Source organism: Peribacillus sp. RS7, from assembly GCF_041956845.1.
GTDB lineage: Bacteria > Bacillota > Bacilli > Bacillales > DSM-1321 > Peribacillus.
Window position 1 is genome coordinate 1,180,403 of record NZ_CP168135.1, and the last position, 16,907, is coordinate 1,197,309.

Genomic DNA, 16,907 nt, shown 5'->3' on the forward strand with positions numbered 1-16,907 from the left:
AGAATTATCTCCTTATTATAGCAAAACTAAGCTGTGACTTCCGTTGCATTCTTTACACTTTCCGTTTCAACCTTTGTTTCCGGATCTTCTATTGGCATTGGTTTATGGATAAAGGCGACAATAGCAATATTAATTAACAGTGCACCTGCACCAACTGCAACCATTGACCAAATATATGGACTTGGACTTATGCTGCCATATAGGTTTGCGTAGTATGCCTGTACCGAATAATACATTGGTGAAATGTGGCTCATCCATTCATATGGCAAGTACATCATATCACGTGTAATTGTGGCACCATTTGCTAATGTTTGTATTAATAAAATTGGTAAGTTTAAAATCATACCGCCTTCACCAATTAAGAAGATAATAATCGCTGTAAAGTTGAAACATACCATATAGTTTAAAATTTGTTGTCCTACTAAACTGAAGAACAGGTCACCACTTGGCTCATTGATTAAATATGTTACACCTAAAGCAACTAAAGATGATACAACCGCAACCAATAACGCAGTTAATTGTACATAGCTGAATAAACGTGTTTTACTTGCTTTTCCACGACTTTCTTTAAATGCACCTACTAATTGCATCGCTCCGATCATCGCACCCGTATATCCAGCCATCGTTAAGAACATTGGCAGCATATTATTATTCATACCGTCTGGTACTTCGTTGATTGTCACTACATTTCCTACGTAAGCTGTTTCAATCTTTTTTGCTAATTCAGCAGCTTGCTCTTCTGGTACATTAAAGTTCATTAATACGCCTTGGGCTGTTTGTTCTGAGAATTGTGTACTTAATTGATTGTTAATTTCGTTAACAACTGAATTCATAGTAGAAGAAACAGTTGTTGCCCCTGCTTCATTAATTGTAAAGTCGATACCTGATGATGCTTCACCTTTTTGCATATCCGCAGAGAATGTTTCAGGAATGTGTACGACTAATGATAAATCATTGTGCTCTAAATCGTTTAAGGCTTGTTTATTTGTTAAATCCCTATCGATTTCTTTAAACGGTAAATTTTCTTGTAACTGGTCGGCAATCTTTGCCCCATATTCACCGGCATCATCATTGACAATAGCAATCGGTAATTTATCGATATTCCCTGGAATTGATGTATAACCAGGTAAAAAGATGCCTAGCATTGCAATGGCATAGAAAATCCCCATGAAGATTGTCGCAGTTGCACCTTTTGTTTTTAAGAACTGAGTAAATTTCATATGTTGTATCCTTCCTTAAGTAAGAATTTATTTAAATCAAATCACACAACTTCAATAAAAGTACTTTTATTGAACTACTCTAATTAAAGTACTTTTATAGTTTATTTTATTCCTTTTGCAAAGTCAATTAAAAAAACGCTCCATTTTTTACGGAATACTTATCCAACAGGACAAAAAATAAAAATACTCCCAATATAGCAGCCCAAAGGAAATGTGCTGCTATGGGGAGTATTTTTATGGTTTTCATTCTTTGACGGACCTTAAAAATTAGGTAGTTGTAAGTTCCTTAATTCAACCAAACTGACCCTTTCGTTCCATAAGAAAAGGAGCTGCTGATCAGCTCCTGGTTATGAAGTAAAGCACCCTTTAGTTCAAGTTATATAGTAAATGAAGTTCTCATTATATGTAATGGATGTCGAAATGAGGGGATATTAATTCCATGCTTTGTAAATCCCATTCAAAGGTAAGTATAGCTGATTGTTTCGATTTATGTGTTAGGAGGCGTACACCATCTTTTATGATCATGCTTTCTGCATCCCAAAAACGGACAGTTTCGTCTTCACCAGTACGATTACAGACAATTACGGGCAGTCCTGTTTCTAATGACCTTTGTTCCCATTCTCCCTCTGGACCATGTAATCCGGGACCCCAGGAGGACGGTGCAATTAATATTTCTGCTCCTTTATCAAATAAGTTGTATGCAATACCTTTGGTATATGCGTCTGCACAAATCATGATACCAACCTCAACATTGTCTGTCTTTATAGGCTCTATTACATCACCTGAAGTTGACCAATCATCAATAACACTTATTTTTCTCTGTTTACCTAATAAATGACCTTTTTTATCTATGACAAACACAGAATTATACAACTCTCCGTTACTGCCTTTTTCAGGGCAACCCAAAAATACAGTGCTTTTCAAATTCTTTAGTTTACGGCTCAAATTACTCATCCAAGCATCAGGTTGCCTGTTAATCCATCCAGTCCCAATCTTATGATTGAATTGAAGCCCGCTGACACATAGTTCGGGTGTTATAATCCATTTGGCATTATTATTTGATGCTATATGAATGGCTTGTTCAATTAGTTTTTGGTTATACTCCACATCACCAGCGATAGGCAATAGGTGTAATAAAGCTATTTTTATTCTTCTCATAGTGATCTCCCAAACATCAACTTATATTAATGGCTATGCTTTTAATAATTGTAGCATAGACATTGATTTGCTTGTTCAACTATCCTGCCCCGTTAGTGCCATAAGAAAAAGGCCGCCTCAGCAACCTCTCTTATTGAAGTAAAGCACCCGTTAGTTAACACACACAGGATATAAGAATATTGTAGAGTTGACCAATATTTCGTAATAGATTCTGTTTAAGGTTTGCTATATTTTTTTTTCAAAAAAAACAATATATGAAAATAGGTATGCACTGCTATTCCTACAATTAAATAAGCCCAATAATTATCAGTGAATAATATGTAGGTAAGAGTGATTGCAGAAATAGAATATAAAGAAAATTGTAAAAGATATACTTTTAAATCTGTACGTAAACCTACTAAATAAGTTATGGCATCAATAATTAGAGTGACAGGAATACCAATAATGCAATATATTGCTAATTCATATAATGTGCCAATAATTACTCCATTTAAAAAAGGAAAATATTCGTCTTTTGGAAGTTCTTCATTTAAAGATATTAAACTATCAATTGAAGCACTAAGAAACGATGACAATGGAGCTGCAATAAGTATAGAAATAGGGATCAGATATAATTTTTTCATAAACACCTCAGCACTAAATATTACCATTTCATACAGAGTAGTGCAAATTGTATTGCATTTAATTCACAGTACGAATTTAATACGCTTCTTGAACTATCCTGCCCCTTTAGTTCATTAAGAAAAAGCTGCCTTAATGACAGCTCTGCTCTTCAGTTAACGCACCCTTTACTTTAAGTATAATTCCTCACAATATTTATTTACTTAATTTCACTTATTTTGTTTAACTCTAAAAATACTAATACCAGATACTACACACAGTAATAACAGTAATAATAATCTTAACCAATCCATCGTAAGCCAAAGGTCTCCACCATTAACAATATCAGGGCTTAAACCGTATTCATCAACAAAAATACCTAAATTCCAAAATAATTTAAGCGAAATAAGTAATGAAAAAAGACTTAATAAAAATACTGTAATTGATAATTTCCTTTTTCCCATTGTAAAACCCCTTTTTTGAACAAAATCTTTTATTAAATCCCCTCTAACTTTACCACAAATAACCATTGTCCTTCTTGAACTATCCTGCCCCTTTAGTTCTATAAGAAAAAACCAAAAGGTTTATCATGTTTATAAACGGTTAAACGTTACTGATTGGATGTTGTCAGGCAAGGATTTTCTACTATTGCTGTACTGATTCTTAAAATATTTTCTATATTTTTAGCTGTACTTCAAAATAACAAAGGGATAATTTTAAAAAACAGAAAACCTTCTTATAAGTAGAATCGTCTATAACTAGGGAAGGAAGTGTGAACTGTTTTGGAGGAGTTTGTGTTGAAATGGTCTCAAATGAAAGATGACAAATCCTTACTGGATGAAATCATGTCCCTTTATGGCCAGGATATTCTACAATTGGTCTATTCCTATGTAAAAGATGCAGTTGTTGCAGAGGACCTGACACAGGAGATTTTCATCAAATGCTATAAGGCGCTACCCACGTATAACCAACAATCAAATATAAGGACGTGGCTTTGGAGAATTGCTATTAACCATTGTAAGGATTATAGGAAAAGCTGGTACTTCCGAAATGTTTCGACTGCGGAAGAGGAGCAGGAATGGACTTCTACCGATAATGTGGAAGAAGAGGTCATTCAGCAGGATGAAGACATGCAACTTGCTGGTGCAGTCATGGAGCTGCCAATCCAGTATCGCGAGCTCATTTATCTCCATTATTTTCAGGAAATGAAGCTCAAGGAGATTTCTGAAATTACCGGGGTCAAACTTGGAACGGTGAAGACCCGGATGCGCCAGGCGAAAAGAAGGTTAAAAACCTATTGGGAGGAATCCACCGATGGAAGATAAATTAACACGCTTAAAATCGGCTATGAAAAAGCATACATTTCTTGATTTGAAATTCACAGAAAACCATAGAAACTCCATCCATACTGCCATCGAAAAGCAGGATGTAAGTAAGGAAGACATCTTGATTGGTATTTTCAGATCTTTGGATAAGGAAAAAAGTGGTTATCAAATTAATGAATCTCTGTACCAGAAAGGCATCCGGAAATTTGAAAATAACGAAGGCTCCTTGTATGCTGCCTTGCATGAGCTTGAAAAGGAAGGCTGGCTCCAGTCTTTTTGGGAAACTGAAGAAAGGAAGCTCTATTCCTCGGATGAACGTGCGAAAAAGTGGCTAAAGAAAAAGGAATCTAAAAGTGGTTCCGCCTCTACTCGTTGGCGGACAGCGTTTGAAGGAGGAAGAACCGATTGAGAAGCAATCATTTTTTAGATGAGGTATCGTCGTATATCCGTTCAAAAGAAGCAAAAAAATATATAGAAGCTGAATTAAAAGCCCATTTGCATCAAGCTAAAACTGAACTGGTCAAAAAAGGATATACAGAGGATGAAGCAGAGGAACTGGCTGTCCGGAATATGGGAAGCCCCTCTGACATTGGGAAGAAGATGGACAAGCTGCACAGGCCGAAGATTGATTGGAAGCTAATGAGCATGTTTCTGTTCATGTCAGCTACGGGCCTGTTTTTGTTTTGGTTCTTATTTAAGGATGGTAATTCATTTTCAGTGCTGAAGCAGGTATATTCTGTCACAGGAAGTGTAATTTTGGCCTGTGTCATTCTTTTTTTCGATTATCGGAAATTTCAGAGATGGGGCTGGGTTTTCTTTACGATGGGATGTCTGATTCTTTTTCAGTTCCAATTTTCCAATGTATTAGTGAACGGCAGTCCTCGAATAAATATTATGGGTTTATTGTCGGTCGATTCGATTGTGGTTCTGCCAATTTTTCTGCTTGCCTGGGCCGGAATGCTGCAATCAAAAAAGATGAATGTTTATTTGGCTGCCATTTTATACGTTTGTTCTGCCTTTTTGTTTATGTTTACAACCAACTTGCAGGCGGTGGCGCTTTATTCATTGATGGTTGCTGTAATGGTCTGGAGGAGCAGCCTAAATAAAAGGAAAATCCTTATCACAGCAACGATCCTGCTTACTACATGTGTTTCACTTCTGCTTATAGAGTTAGAGTTGAAAGATATAAAGGCCTATCAATTTGAAAGACTTTTTGCGTTCGTTACGCCTGAAAAATTCAGTGAGACATCGGGGTATATGTATTTGAAACTGGAAAAGCTAATTGAGGATGCCGGATGGTTTGGACATTTTGGTTCCCTCGGGAAGATTGATTTTTCAAATGAAATGATGACAGATTTTATCTTTTTAACGATTACCTATACGCTTGGCTGGGCCGGGGCCTTGTTCATTGGTCTGCTGTTTTTATGGATGATCTGGCGAATTTCTCGTATATTCCAAACTGTGAAAGACCCATTTGGGAAAATGCTTGTTTCCGGCAGTTTTGCCATATTCACTGCACAGGTAACTGTCAGCATCGGAATGTCTCTCGGCTTATTACCAATAACAAGCGTATCCCTGCCATTTATGAGTTATGGTGCTTTATCAGCAATGATTAACGCCTGCTTGTTTGGTTTGGTTTTAAGTGTGCATCACAAAAAAAATATTATACTGATGAAGAAAATATAAGAGTATGGTACTGTAGCTCATACTCTCTTTTCTGAAGAAACTAGGAATGGGTAAAGGCATGAAGCTTTGAAAGATGTAATGAATCATGAGGATAATTATCAGGTGGAAAATTTCCTGAAAGTTGGAAATAGGAACTGATGTCAAGATTGATCAAAATCCCCTCCTGCCCCCCCATATTAGCGTAAATAAAAAGAATCCATTTTGAAAAAAGATTGATCGAAATGGATTCTTTTCTTGTGATTCAGTATACAGTTATTATAAAATAGTTGATTTTTTTTTAGTAATCCTTTTAGAACTAACGCACCCTTTAGTTTAAGTACATTTTTTCACAATCTGAATAGTGTAGAGCCTTTTTAGACACAATCCAATCACCTACAAAATAGAGTTCATAATGTCCATATGACTTGTATCAGAATGCCTATCGTTGTAAATACGCATTATCCTGATGCTACCCCGGTAATGAAGGTAGGTTGCTACTTATATCTAACTGATACAGCTGATACAGATAAGCTATTGATATGTATAGAGGTCCTGGGTGGTGCTCAGAGGTACAGGGAGGGTGAATCATATGTTCTATCAGTATGCTTCAATGAGTGAACCAGCAGTGACAGTGAGGTGCAGTCTGTTTTGTATCCCTACCCATGATAGATGATATGTCTAATGGGTTATGTCGTTATGCTTATGATGGTTGATGTATTATGCTATGAATAAGCAAGGAGCATGACGTTATGATGATAGGTAGCCTGATGTATACTCATCATTGAACAAAATCCTGTAAATGAAAGAAAAACTCGTGAAATGCTCCATAGAAGCAGGGGGAAATTTAAAAAAGCAAAAATAAAAGCCTAACCAAGATTTTTAGTCTCGATTAGGCTTTTATTTTTTGGCTTTTGTTTGATTCATTTCTGCCAGAATTTCTTTAGCACGCTGCTCAGCACGTTCATAATTTCTTTCTTCAACTTCGATGAGCTTTCCATCAATTATAAAATTATAATGGTATTTCATTGAACAATTCCTCCTTCTTTGTTGTTCCATAATATAACATATTTTTATATGTTTTTTCCTTTGAAAATGTAAAGATTAGATTTTTAAAGTTCACGGTCAAACCGCGTTTTGGGTCCTGTAGTGTGAACGACACTTCACATGTTATTATAGGTAAAAAAGTGATTTTTTATGAAAGTGGTAGGGCGTACCTTAAAGTCTGTCCTCGAACTCATTTGGATCCCTGCGGATTTGTAACTGAATCTTCTATCAATGGAGGGTAAACATTGTTTACCTTGACCTGCTTGATATGCTTCTCTTCTTGTGCTCTCTATGTTGTATCCATCATCGATTGAATGTTACTGTTGCTACCTTAAAATTAGGTAATCATTATTCTGTTGGTGATTATGGGTTGAAAATGAGATATTGTGATGTAGGAGGAACAAAAGGTACTGTTTGGACAAGTGTAGATGCTTCATGTGAAGTTTATGATTCAAAAGCTGAAAAAGTAGGTTATGATATGAATGCTGTAGGAACTTATAAAATAAATGGTAAACTTAATAATGGCTATATAGTTCTTACTAGTTATCTCCAACTTACTTCTTTATAGAAAACTAGTAAAGTTGCTCGTGTTTATCAAAGATACACATATAGAGATTAAAATTTTTAATGGGGTTGAATTAAAATGAATGTATCGTCTTCTTATTTTATATTTGGTTTAATAAACATGATTTTAATGATTGGAGCTATACCAGCTATCATATACGCTTTATATTTATTACGAAAAATTTCAAAAAAATAAAGTAAAAAAATGAAGAGGGACTTTTGTAGTTCCTCTTCCTTTTTTGTGCCTTTGTTTCTTCAGCAAATTACATTAAGAAAAATTTCAAAAACACTTCCTATTATAAAATAGTAATTTTATTACCGTAATATCCCAACCCACAAGGTGTTAAAGGTACATTCGTAAAACGTATCAATGACGGTAAATTGAGAGCTGGGCTACCTTCAGGTAGCTCTCTTTTTATTTTTCTTAATCAACTAACGCACCCGTTAGTTCATTAAGAAACCCTGTATTGAAACAAAGAAAAGAAATAATGAGACAACTACGCATCCCAAAAATCCTCCTTTTCTATCTTTTTGAAGTTCAGCTAATCCTCTCACCAACATAATTGCCCCCGAGATCAACATTAAATACGGCATAAACTCAAAGTTTTCAGTAATTAGCAGATAAGCTGATAAAGCAAGAACAATTATTGCTAAGATAATTCTAACTATTTTCAAGAATATATTTCCCCCTAAAAAATTAAGTTCTGTACGATTTTTTATTTAATCATACCATTTAACACCTTTTCATTTGTGTGAAAATGGAAACTCCTTCTTTCACTAACCTGCCCCGATAGTTGCATAAAGAAAAAAACTGCCTTTAAGACAGTCCCGATCTTAAGCTAATGCACGTGATATTTCACAAGGTCTAAATAGTGTTTTATCCATTAAGGGTTGAAACAGCAACAATGAATGAAAAGATTATTGCTAATATTGCATCTTGTCTCGTAGTTGTTCTTATCAGTGGCATCCAGCTAATCTTACCCATTAGGCTAACAAGTCTTGCTATAATAAAAAAGATAATAAAAAAACTAAAAAACGTTCCAATCATAATATCACCTTGCTTCATTTTTCTTTTATTGTAACATTCATCTTCAACTATCCTGCCCCGTTAGTTCCATAAGAATAGGGCTGCCTTAAAGACAGCTCCGATTTTCAGCTAAGCACCCGTTAATTCATTAAGAAATACTGTATGGAAGCCAAGAAAACAAATAAAGAGATAGCAATATTCATATACCCCCAAAATCCTTTTCTGTCTTTTTGAATTTCGGCTAATCCTGTCACCAATATTAGTGCTCCAAGGAAAAACATATAATAAGGCATTAACTCCAAGGTTTGAGTTATTAGACTATAACCTGATAGAACAATAACCACTATTACTAAGCTAACTCTAACTATTTTCAAGAAAATATTTCCCCCTAAAGTTCTGTACAGTTTCTTTTTCAATCATACCATTTGACACCTTTTCATTTGTGTGAAAAATGGGAATTCCTTCTTTCACTATCCTGCCCAGTTAGTTGCATAAAGAAAGAGCTGCCATAAAGACAGCTCCGATTTTCAGCTAACGCACCCGTTAGCAAAATAAATAATTATGTCTCTTTTTTTAATGTACTTTTAGCTAATTCCTCCCAATCTTCAAAGGACAGTTTATCGGTAATATGTTTTAAAGCATTAGGAACTTCAACATAACACATCATTTCTAAACTGTTACCATCAGGGTCTTCAAAGTAAACGGAAGCATTTTCTGAATATGGTCTAATAAATGGCTCAATAGATTTTCTACTACCAAATGGCACGACTTTAACTTGAATAGAATCTAACCATTTTAAAGATTCTTTTAAATTTTCATATGAAACTCGAAAAGCAATATGTCGTAAGGAGGGATGGTATGGCGTTTGATACTCATTTCCCTCCCACAAACCTAACCAACTTTTTCCTTTTTCAATCCAAAAAAAAGCAGTTTCTTCATCACGCCATGCAAATTCTAAACCCAACTTTTTATAAAACTCCAATGAAACATCTAAATTTTTAACAGGCAAATGTGCTTCAAATATTCCTTCTATCAAGTTCCCAACCCCTCTACCATTATGAATATATTACCAATTATAGATTAAAAGTTGTTTTATACAACTAACCTGCTCCGTTAAGTGCCATTAAAAAAGGCTGCCTTAAAGGCATCTCTGATCTAGTAAAGCCATAGTGAGACTTATTATTGTTAATGCAGAAACTAATTTTTCCAAGAGACACACCTAACCTTTTTCATATACTCCATTCTTTATTTTTCATTATTTGATGACAGTATATACGCTAAAGATGTGCTTCCGATGCAACTCCCTTATTGAAGTAAAGCACCCATTAATGTCGAACATAAAACCGACTCCTGAATTAGGCTTTGTGTTATTATCATCTACGTAAAGAATCAATTAAAATTAATTACTACTAGAAAGGATAAGATAAATGAACTACGCAATATTATTAGTAGTATTCTGTCTGTTAACTATATTAATTTATTTTACAGATAAAAAGAGAGATTTTCGTTCCTGGGTTAAAATTACTTTATTATATCTTTTAGTTTTTGTATCATATAATACTGAACATTTACATATTCCTATTGGCATTATTATTGGTTATTTTATTGTTCTGAAGTGGTCCAAAGATGCATCTATAATGAAGGTAACTCTCCTATTTGCTTTAATAGGATATATTTTCTCTATGTATATATTACCTCCTGTTGAACTTAAACATATTCCATATTCAAAAGAGCTTTATGAACAAATAAATAGGTTTAATGAAGTAGACTCAATTAAACTCTTTTCAAAAGAAGAGCAATTACAAGAAAAATTAAGAGTGTATACTGATAATCAAGTAGATATAGACCGCGTAATGTTTCTAACTTATATATTATCTGATAAAGCAGTTAAGATTAAAGATCGGCACTGGTTAATATATTCAGCTTCTCATGATTTAGGAATAATCGGATCAAAAAAATCAAAAGGAAGTAATGAGGTTTTATTTTATATGACTTTTAGTGGTTCAGATTATATAGGTATGTTTGAGCATGACAATAATAAGTCTTATTTGAAATATGTGATAAAAGGAGATATAAAAAAAAGTAAAAAACCCTAAATCTTTTTTTCTGTATATTTTTTGGTACAAAGATCACCCTTTCAAAAAGCAACTATTCTTGCTCAGGATAGTTACTTTTTGAAAGGGTTTATACGGACTGTGACACAATATTATATCTGAAACTGATAACTCTGGTACTAATGTATTTAGTCTAATCAATCTCCACTTCCAATTTTGCTAATAAATGTACCCTTCATTCTATATCAATCCTTACCCGATAGCTCTATAAGAAAAGAACTGATCGTCACAGCTCTTTATGGAACTAACGCACCCGTTAGTTCATTAAGAACACAGTAAAAAAAGTCCCTTATTGGGGCTGTTTTTATTTAGATAATATTAAATTAAATAAAAGCCTATGACCAAAACAAAAAGGTAAATAAACATAGAGTATAGAGTTAAGATGTATTCCTTTTTTTCTCTTTTATATTTCCATTCCATGAAAGCACGAAAACTTAATGAAATAAGGAAGTAGCCAATAAGAAAGGGGATAGTATTATCAACAAACCATATTAAGATAAGAAATGCTATTAGCATAGACATTTCAATCCACTTCTGATATTTATTAACACCTTTGTAAAAACGCCCCTCACTTTTACCGATCTTTAATTTCTTCTTCAACCAACGTTCAAACACTATTGCAATAATAAGAATAGCTATAATAAAAATGATGTAATTTAACAAAAAACTCACCTGCCATGACTACCAATTTTAAAGATGTGAATTATTTACCATGTTCCTTTTTCCGAGCGAAAACCCAGCAGCTAATAAAGATACTGTCGCTAAACCAACTCCAATAATCATAGAATAGTCGAAATAATTTTTAAGTGCCATACCACTAGAAATAGCTACAATAAACAAAAGTAAAAAGAAAACCGTATAATTCTTTTTCATATTTCCTCACCACCCTTTATCGATATTACCAAAAAAATCAAATGAATTGTTGATCTAACCTGCCCCGTTAGTTGCATAAAGAAAAAGCTACCTTAAAGACAGCTCCGATTGATCTTCATAACGCACCCGATAGTGAACATTAATTATAGACTCATTAAATTCCCAGTAACGATTATTGCTAATGAAGCCCATACAAGAAAAAGGATTGCAGTAAGATGCGGGGATACTTCCTCTTGGATAGCTTTTATTAATGAAAATATAAAACTATATCCAAAAATGAAAAATAAAATTACATATAAGAAAACCAATATATACATTCCTTTCTAAAAATAGGCTACTGAACTTTATCTTACGACCCAGAATATTTTACCATATATTTTTCAACTCTTTCCCACAAGTGATTTTCATATAAAATTCTACATCTGTTTATAACATCCTTGTTCAAGTAAATTGCCCCCGTTAGTGTACGAAGACACAAAGATAAGTACATTGGGGACATGAATTTGAGTACATAGAGTTATTAATCCACTCAAAACCGCACCTATTCAATCTCTAACTGTTTTGAGATACAAAATCGAGTACATTATAAACAATACAGTCATATAAATTTATCTGTAAACAAAAAGGGGAAGGCAATATCTATACCCTCCCCTTTTTTAAACACAACTTATTTTTTTAATCTTCTTGATTTTTTTATAAAAAAGATTGATCATATTTGTGATCCTTAATCAACTAACGCACCCGTTAGCTTAAGTAACTTTGTTCACAATCTCTTGTATATACTATTTTTTACATTTAAAATATATACTAGTGTTTTGCGGTAATGAACTATACATATTAACTAGATTCTTGCAAAAATAGGCCCTTTTTAGGGCTTTTGGTAAAAATGCAAGAGTCAAGTAATTAAGCTAATGATATATATATATTATAAGAAGATGGAAGGAATATATATGAAAAAAATATATATAATTTATTTGACTGGTTTAATGATTATATTCTCCTATATCTACACTAACTCTATTTATGAAATCTATGGGCTTAATAATATAGGAGATTCCTCATTAAATGAATATAAAGTAGATTATGAAACAGGTCAAGATTTATTAAAAGTCTATAAAGGACTTATTGAAGAGAACGTAGATTTTCAGATAGTAAAAAATCCAATGTCAGAAGATGGAAAAACCTATTATGATATTTACCATACAGATATAAACTCAGTAAAACAATATGTTGGGATTTCCAATAATGTTTATCGGTATTTTAAAATGACAGAAGATGAGTTTATAGATAGTTCTGGATATTTTAGTGCAAATTTATCCGATAACCAAATGGTAGAACTTTCACTAAGGACTGCAGTAGACATTAAACCAGTAAGTAAGAATAGGTTGTCTTACAATCAAATTTTTAATAACAATCTATTACAATTTTTAGTATTAGGTATCACTACCTTTACAATTTTATACATATATACAATATTTAGATTTAAAACAAATGCAGTGAAAAAGTTAAGTGGTTTTTCTCCTACTAAAATAGTTATAACGAATATAAAGGAAACTTTACAAATTCAAGGAATCCTTATAACAATCTTGGTTGTGGGACATTCAGTATTTTATTTAATAACTGATAAATTTTCTTGGACTTATACAATTTTCTTATTTTTATTTTTATCAGTCGTTAGTATGATAATCATTTTGTTATTATTACTATTACAACATTTTGTAAGGAAAACCAATATCGTTGCAGCATTAAAGAATAAAATTTTTTCTAACAGGCTATATATGATTATTAATTTGATTAAGATTATATTAATTCTTTCTGTAACCATTCTAATGAATCTTGTTATTAATTATTACAAAGAGCTAGATGAAGTCTATAAAAAATATGATGACTATAAAATGTTAAATTCCTTGTATTCTTCGCATGGTAGAAATTCAGATGAATATGATAAATTACTCAACAATCCCCAAAGGTTAGAAGAAGTTGCAGACAATGTAAAGAAGATGTACGTCAAAAATATAGATCAAGCGTATGTTATGTTTGATCCAGTTCGTGATAATTTGGATCCAAATTTCCTAGCAAGTCGTGGAATATCGCGAGAAGAAGTAATGAATACTTATGAAAGAAACAATTTAATTTTAAATAAAAATTATATAGAAAACTATACTGACATTAAAATGGATTGGGATTTTAATGAGGATACCCCTACAATTCTTGTTCCTGAAAAATATAGAGATAGTGAAGAGGATATAAAAAAATATTTTATAGAAAGGTATAATACCACATTAAACTATAATACAAGATATGATATTAAAGGTAAGGAAGTTAGTATTGATGATTTACAAATTATTTATATTAACAATGGATATAAATATAAAATATTAAGTTCAATTCCCTATGAAGATGAGGTAGATATCGAACTTACTGATTCTATTATCATGCTTGATAATGGAAGTTTTGGAAGTGGTTTTTATTTCGATATGCTAGGATCTTCCCAGCTGGCTTTTAAGTTAAATGATAGGGAAGAATTTAAAAGTATGTTGATTCAGTATGATTTAGATAATCTATATATGGCACATAACTTGTTGACCCCGTTTGAATCTATTTTCAGTAGTTATGAATTTCTATTTGACCAAGCAAAGCTTTTTGTATTCTTATTTATCATTGTATTAATTTTTATCATTTATATATCAAATTATATAGATATGATTGTAAATGGTAGAAGTTATGCTGCAAGATATATGCAAGGGTATCATTTACTAAAGAATTTAAGGGCTAATTTAGTAATGATTATTTTTATGATCGGTGTTTCGAGTGTTTGGTATATTTTAAATGTAAATATTTTCATTTATTTGTTGTTTATCTTATATGATTTGGCATCTATGCTTTATTTGTATAATAAGCTAATAGTTAAAGACGTATATAAAGTAATGAATGGTGGGAATTAACTTGGAGATAGTAAGATTAGAAAACATATGTCAGGAGTTTAATGGAAATACGGTAATTGAAAACATTAACTTTTCTATAAATGATGGTGAAATGGTAGCAATCATGGGTAAGAGTGGTAAGGGCAAAACTACACTATTAAATATAATGGGATTAATCTCAAAACCATCTGAGGGAGATTTATATTTATTTAATAAAAAGAATGTTGATATCCACTCGAAAGAGGCAATGTTATTAAGACGTAATAAGATTGGTTATTTATTTCAAAATTATGGTTTGGTAGAAGATGAGACAGTAAAATGGAATTTAAATATTGCATTAGAGTACAAAAAGTTGTCTAAAAATGAAAGAGTACAAAAAATTAAAGAAGCACTAAAAATGCTCCATTTAGAGAAACTTATGGATAAACATGTATATAAGCTAAGTGGAGGGGAACAACAGAGAATAGCAATGCTAAAACTATATTTACAAGAAAGCCAACTCATACTAGCAGATGAGCCTACAGGCTCCTTAGATATAGAAAATCGGGATGTCATTATTCAAATGTTAAAGGATTTTAATAACGAGGGTAACACAATTGTTATTGTTACCCATGATAATCATATTGCTCAAACTTGTAGTAGAGTCATTAATATATAAAGAGGGGCACCAACATTTCGCGGAAAACATTTTCTGCGTTTTGTTGGTGGTATCCCTAAAATCATTGTACCATATTGGAAATATGTTCCTGTGTATCTTATCCCTTGTACTATTCAACTAACCTGCCCCGATAGTTCCATAAGAAACTCCTATGGCGGCGCTCCTCGCCGCCACCATCTACTACGAAAATCTACACTCAAAAATAGAGTCTAACCCATTAACCCCTTGACGATAATGGATGATAACAATACAACCAGGCTGAGCTTTTTTTGGTGGATCTTAAGGAAGATACCCTGTATAAGAAACTGGTTGTGACAGGATTGAAGAACCATTTAGTGTACTACTAGTACGTATACAAAAATTTTTGTAACAAATCTCCTGTCATATGTATTGTTAATCTTTTTTGAGGTGATTCTCCTAATGGAAGCAATGATTGAACGGTGTGCTGGCCTAGATGTACACCAAGAAACAGTAGTAGCCTGTGTGTTATTTGGTTCATTAGATAAAAAGCCAAAAACCTCTATTGAAACTTTTTCAACTACAACAACGGGACTCTTGGCTTTAAGTGATTGGCTCGCTACCCTTCAGGTATCCGATGTTGTGATGGAAAGTACTGGAGTCTACTGGAAACCAATATGGAATATACTCGAAGATTCTTTTCACCTTGTTCTGGCCAATGCCAGACATGTCAAAAATGTTCCAGGGCGTAAAACTGATGTGAAAGATGCCGAATGGCTTGCCAAGCTTGAGTAAGATCTCGTAAATCACGAATATTCTCTGGTGACAAAATTGCTTTCAATAAGTCCGCATCTTAATTATCGAAAAAAATTGATTCATCATCGCACCTCAGAGCAGAATCGCATTCACAAAATTCTTCAAGATGCTAATATCAAGCTAACATCCGTTCTATCAGACATTTTCGGTGTATCGGGCCGCCGTATCCTTGAAGCGATTCTAAACGGTGAAAAAATAGAGACCGATGGTCTCCGAAAAATGGTGGATTGGCGAGCAAAAGCAAGTATTACTGACATTGCCCATGCAATTAATGGCCGTATTCGCCGTCATCATCGTGATATGTTGAGTTACCATTGGGAGCATATGAGTTATTTAGAACAAACCATAGAAGAATTGGAAAAACAAATCGATCAACTCCTGTCTCCTTATCGTAAGGAAGTAGAGTTATTGGATGGTATACCTGGTGTGAACAAAGCTGCCGCAGCTACTTTTATTGCGGAGATGGCTGTAGATATGTCCGTATTTAAATCAGCTAAACATCTTGCCTCTTGGGCTGGTGTGAGTCCTGGAAATTACGAAAGTGCTGGTAAAAAAAAACGAGTAAAACCACACAAGGAAATAAAGCTTTAAAAACGATGGCCGTAGAATGTGTATTAGCGACATCAAGGCAAAATAATCGAATTGCTTCACATCGAAAAAGGATTACCAAACGGCAAGGAAAAATGAAGGGACGAATCGCTTCTGCCCATTTACTATTAACTATTGCTTACAACATCTTAAAAACAGGAGAACCTTATCATGAACTAGGCTAAATTACCTTGAAGATAAACAAAATAACAAAGAATTAAAAATGATCGAATACCTAAAAAAGAAAGGCTATACAATCGCTCCATCTGAACAACAAACTGCATAACCAGTTAAAATAACGAAATAGTACATTTACCCCCATCAAAAAAAAAATGAGAATATGGAGGGTTTATTTTAGCATGGCTTTTTTACT

General features: G+C 33.2%; 20 protein-coding genes. 10 read left to right on the forward strand and 10 right to left on the reverse strand.

Annotated features, from left to right (window positions below):
* Positions 1-26 precede the first annotated feature (26 nt).
* The 4 genes from ACDZ29_RS06055 to ACDZ29_RS06070 all read right to left on the reverse strand — a co-directional run bounded on the left by ACDZ29_RS06055 (position 27) and on the right by ACDZ29_RS06070 (position 3,508).
* Entirely contained in the window at positions 27-1,220 is a 1,194-nt protein-coding gene (locus tag ACDZ29_RS06055; protein ID WP_375090366.1) for a YhgE/Pip domain-containing protein, read from the reverse strand.
* Positions 1,221-1,619: 399 nt separating this feature from the next.
* Positions 1,620-2,378, reverse strand: a complete 759-nt coding sequence (locus ACDZ29_RS06060; protein ID WP_375090367.1) for a carbon-nitrogen hydrolase family protein — start codon at positions 2,376-2,378, stop codon at positions 1,620-1,622.
* 215 nt (positions 2,379-2,593) lie between these two features.
* On the reverse strand, positions 2,594-3,001 hold the full coding sequence (locus ACDZ29_RS06065) for a hypothetical protein (protein ID WP_144553099.1): 408 nt from the start codon (positions 2,999-3,001) through the stop codon (positions 2,594-2,596).
* Between the two features lie 207 nt (positions 3,002-3,208).
* On the reverse strand, positions 3,209-3,508 hold the full coding sequence (locus ACDZ29_RS06070) for a hypothetical protein (RefSeq protein ID WP_375090368.1): 300 nt from the start codon (positions 3,506-3,508) through the stop codon (positions 3,209-3,211).
* Positions 3,509-3,760: 252 nt separating this feature from the next.
* On the opposite strand from ACDZ29_RS06070, the gene ACDZ29_RS06075 reads away from it, so the two are divergent.
* From ACDZ29_RS06075 to ACDZ29_RS06085, 3 genes are read left to right on the forward strand one after another with little or no spacing between them, the layout of a single operon-like run.
* Positions 3,761-4,303, forward strand: coding sequence for a sigma-70 family RNA polymerase sigma factor (locus ACDZ29_RS06075; protein WP_290370654.1), 543 nt, complete (start codon positions 3,761-3,763; stop codon positions 4,301-4,303).
* Entirely contained in the window at positions 4,293-4,712 is a 420-nt protein-coding gene (locus ACDZ29_RS06080) for a PadR family transcriptional regulator (protein WP_375090369.1), read from the forward strand. Before ACDZ29_RS06075 ends, ACDZ29_RS06080 begins: the two co-directional genes overlap by 11 nt.
* Positions 4,709-5,989 (forward strand): FtsW/RodA/SpoVE family cell cycle protein, encoded by a 1,281-nt coding sequence (locus ACDZ29_RS06085; RefSeq protein WP_375090370.1) that lies wholly within the window; start codon positions 4,709-4,711, stop codon positions 5,987-5,989. Before ACDZ29_RS06080 ends, ACDZ29_RS06085 begins: the two co-directional genes overlap by 4 nt.
* Before the next feature lie 876 nt (positions 5,990-6,865).
* Here ACDZ29_RS06085 and ACDZ29_RS06090 read toward each other — a convergent pair.
* Positions 6,866-6,994 (reverse strand): hypothetical protein, encoded by a 129-nt coding sequence (locus ACDZ29_RS06090; RefSeq protein WP_375090372.1) that lies wholly within the window; start codon positions 6,992-6,994, stop codon positions 6,866-6,868.
* Positions 6,995-7,322: 328 nt separating this feature from the next.
* Between ACDZ29_RS06090 and ACDZ29_RS06095 the strand changes: the two genes are divergently transcribed.
* A complete protein-coding gene (locus ACDZ29_RS06095) occupies positions 7,323-7,580 on the forward strand; it encodes a hypothetical protein (RefSeq protein WP_375090374.1) in 258 nt (85 codons plus the stop codon).
* A 440-nt stretch (positions 7,581-8,020) separates the two neighbouring features.
* Here ACDZ29_RS06095 and ACDZ29_RS06100 read toward each other — a convergent pair whose 3' ends face one another.
* The 3 genes from ACDZ29_RS06100 to ACDZ29_RS06110 form a co-directional block, all read right to left on the reverse strand.
* Complete coding sequence (locus ACDZ29_RS06100) at positions 8,021-8,251, reverse strand: DUF3953 domain-containing protein (protein WP_214809758.1); 231 nt, start codon at positions 8,249-8,251, stop codon at positions 8,021-8,023.
* Positions 8,252-8,743: 492 nt separating this feature from the next.
* On the reverse strand, positions 8,744-8,977 hold the full coding sequence (locus tag ACDZ29_RS06105; protein ID WP_375090375.1) for a DUF3953 domain-containing protein: 234 nt from the start codon (positions 8,975-8,977) through the stop codon (positions 8,744-8,746).
* Positions 8,978-9,162: 185 nt separating this feature from the next.
* On the reverse strand, positions 9,163-9,639 hold the full coding sequence (locus ACDZ29_RS06110; protein ID WP_375090376.1) for a VOC family protein: 477 nt from the start codon (positions 9,637-9,639) through the stop codon (positions 9,163-9,165).
* 391 nt (positions 9,640-10,030) lie between these two features.
* On the opposite strand from ACDZ29_RS06110, the gene ACDZ29_RS06115 reads away from it, so the two are divergent.
* Positions 10,031-10,699 (forward strand): hypothetical protein, encoded by a 669-nt coding sequence (locus ACDZ29_RS06115; protein WP_375090377.1) that lies wholly within the window; start codon positions 10,031-10,033, stop codon positions 10,697-10,699.
* 336 nt (positions 10,700-11,035) lie between these two features.
* Here the strand turns inward: ACDZ29_RS06115 and ACDZ29_RS06120 are convergent, their stop codons facing one another.
* Positions 11,036-11,389, reverse strand: a complete 354-nt coding sequence (locus ACDZ29_RS06120) for a DUF4181 domain-containing protein (RefSeq protein ID WP_375090378.1) — start codon at positions 11,387-11,389, stop codon at positions 11,036-11,038.
* Between the two features lie 18 nt (positions 11,390-11,407).
* The gene (locus ACDZ29_RS06125; protein WP_375090380.1) at positions 11,408-11,590 is read right to left on the reverse strand and encodes a hypothetical protein; all 183 of its coding nucleotides are present in this window, start codon (positions 11,588-11,590) and stop codon (positions 11,408-11,410) included.
* Positions 11,591-12,540: 950 nt separating this feature from the next.
* Here ACDZ29_RS06125 and ACDZ29_RS06130 point away from each other — a divergent pair.
* From ACDZ29_RS06130 to ACDZ29_RS06150, 5 genes are all read left to right on the forward strand, one after another.
* Entirely contained in the window at positions 12,541-14,535 is a 1,995-nt protein-coding gene (locus tag ACDZ29_RS06130) for a hypothetical protein (protein WP_056520939.1), read from the forward strand.
* A gap of 1 nt (position 14,536) precedes the next feature.
* Complete coding sequence (locus ACDZ29_RS06135) at positions 14,537-15,172, forward strand: putative bacteriocin export ABC transporter (RefSeq protein ID WP_056520936.1); 636 nt, start codon at positions 14,537-14,539, stop codon at positions 15,170-15,172.
* A gap of 429 nt (positions 15,173-15,601) precedes the next feature.
* Positions 15,602-15,925 carry a transposase gene (locus ACDZ29_RS06140; RefSeq protein ID WP_375090381.1) on the forward strand — a complete coding sequence of 108 codons (324 nt, stop codon included), beginning with the start codon at positions 15,602-15,604 and terminating at the stop codon, positions 15,923-15,925.
* A 27-nt stretch (positions 15,926-15,952) separates the two neighbouring features.
* Entirely contained in the window at positions 15,953-16,537 is a 585-nt protein-coding gene (locus tag ACDZ29_RS06145; RefSeq protein ID WP_375090382.1) for a transposase, read from the forward strand.
* Positions 16,538-16,542: 5 nt separating this feature from the next.
* On the forward strand, positions 16,543-16,719 hold the full coding sequence (locus tag ACDZ29_RS06150) for a hypothetical protein (RefSeq protein ID WP_375090383.1): 177 nt from the start codon (positions 16,543-16,545) through the stop codon (positions 16,717-16,719).
* Positions 16,720-16,907 lie beyond the last annotated feature (188 nt).

Excerpts from the sequence above, each read along its gene's own strand:
- ACDZ29_RS06055 (WP_375090366.1), bottom strand. The coding sequence starts at position 1,220 with ATGAAATTTACTCAGTTCTTAAAAACAAAAGGTGCAACTGCGACAATC.
- ACDZ29_RS06060 (WP_375090367.1), bottom strand. The coding sequence starts at position 2,378 with ATGAGAAGAATAAAAATAGCTTTATTACACCTATTGCCTATCGCTGGT.
- ACDZ29_RS06065 (WP_144553099.1), bottom strand. The coding sequence starts at position 3,001 with ATGAAAAAATTATATCTGATCCCTATTTCTATACTTATTGCAGCTCCA.
- ACDZ29_RS06070 (WP_375090368.1), bottom strand. The coding sequence starts at position 3,508 with ATGGTTATTTGTGGTAAAGTTAGAGGGGATTTAATAAAAGATTTTGTT.
- ACDZ29_RS06080 (WP_375090369.1), top strand. The coding sequence starts at position 4,293 with ATGGAAGATAAATTAACACGCTTAAAATCGGCTATGAAAAAGCATACA.
- ACDZ29_RS06090 (WP_375090372.1), bottom strand. The coding sequence starts at position 6,994 with ATGAAATACCATTATAATTTTATAATTGATGGAAAGCTCATCGAAGTT.
- ACDZ29_RS06115 (WP_375090377.1), top strand. The coding sequence starts at position 10,031 with ATGAACTACGCAATATTATTAGTAGTATTCTGTCTGTTAACTATATTA.
- ACDZ29_RS06125 (WP_375090380.1), bottom strand. The coding sequence starts at position 11,590 with ATGAAAAAGAATTATACGGTTTTCTTTTTACTTTTGTTTATTGTAGCT.
- ACDZ29_RS06130 (WP_056520939.1), top strand. The coding sequence starts at position 12,541 with ATGAAAAAAATATATATAATTTATTTGACTGGTTTAATGATTATATTC.
- ACDZ29_RS06140 (WP_375090381.1), top strand. The coding sequence starts at position 15,602 with ATGATTGAACGGTGTGCTGGCCTAGATGTACACCAAGAAACAGTAGTA.
- ACDZ29_RS06150 (WP_375090383.1), top strand. The coding sequence starts at position 16,543 with ATGGCCGTAGAATGTGTATTAGCGACATCAAGGCAAAATAATCGAATT.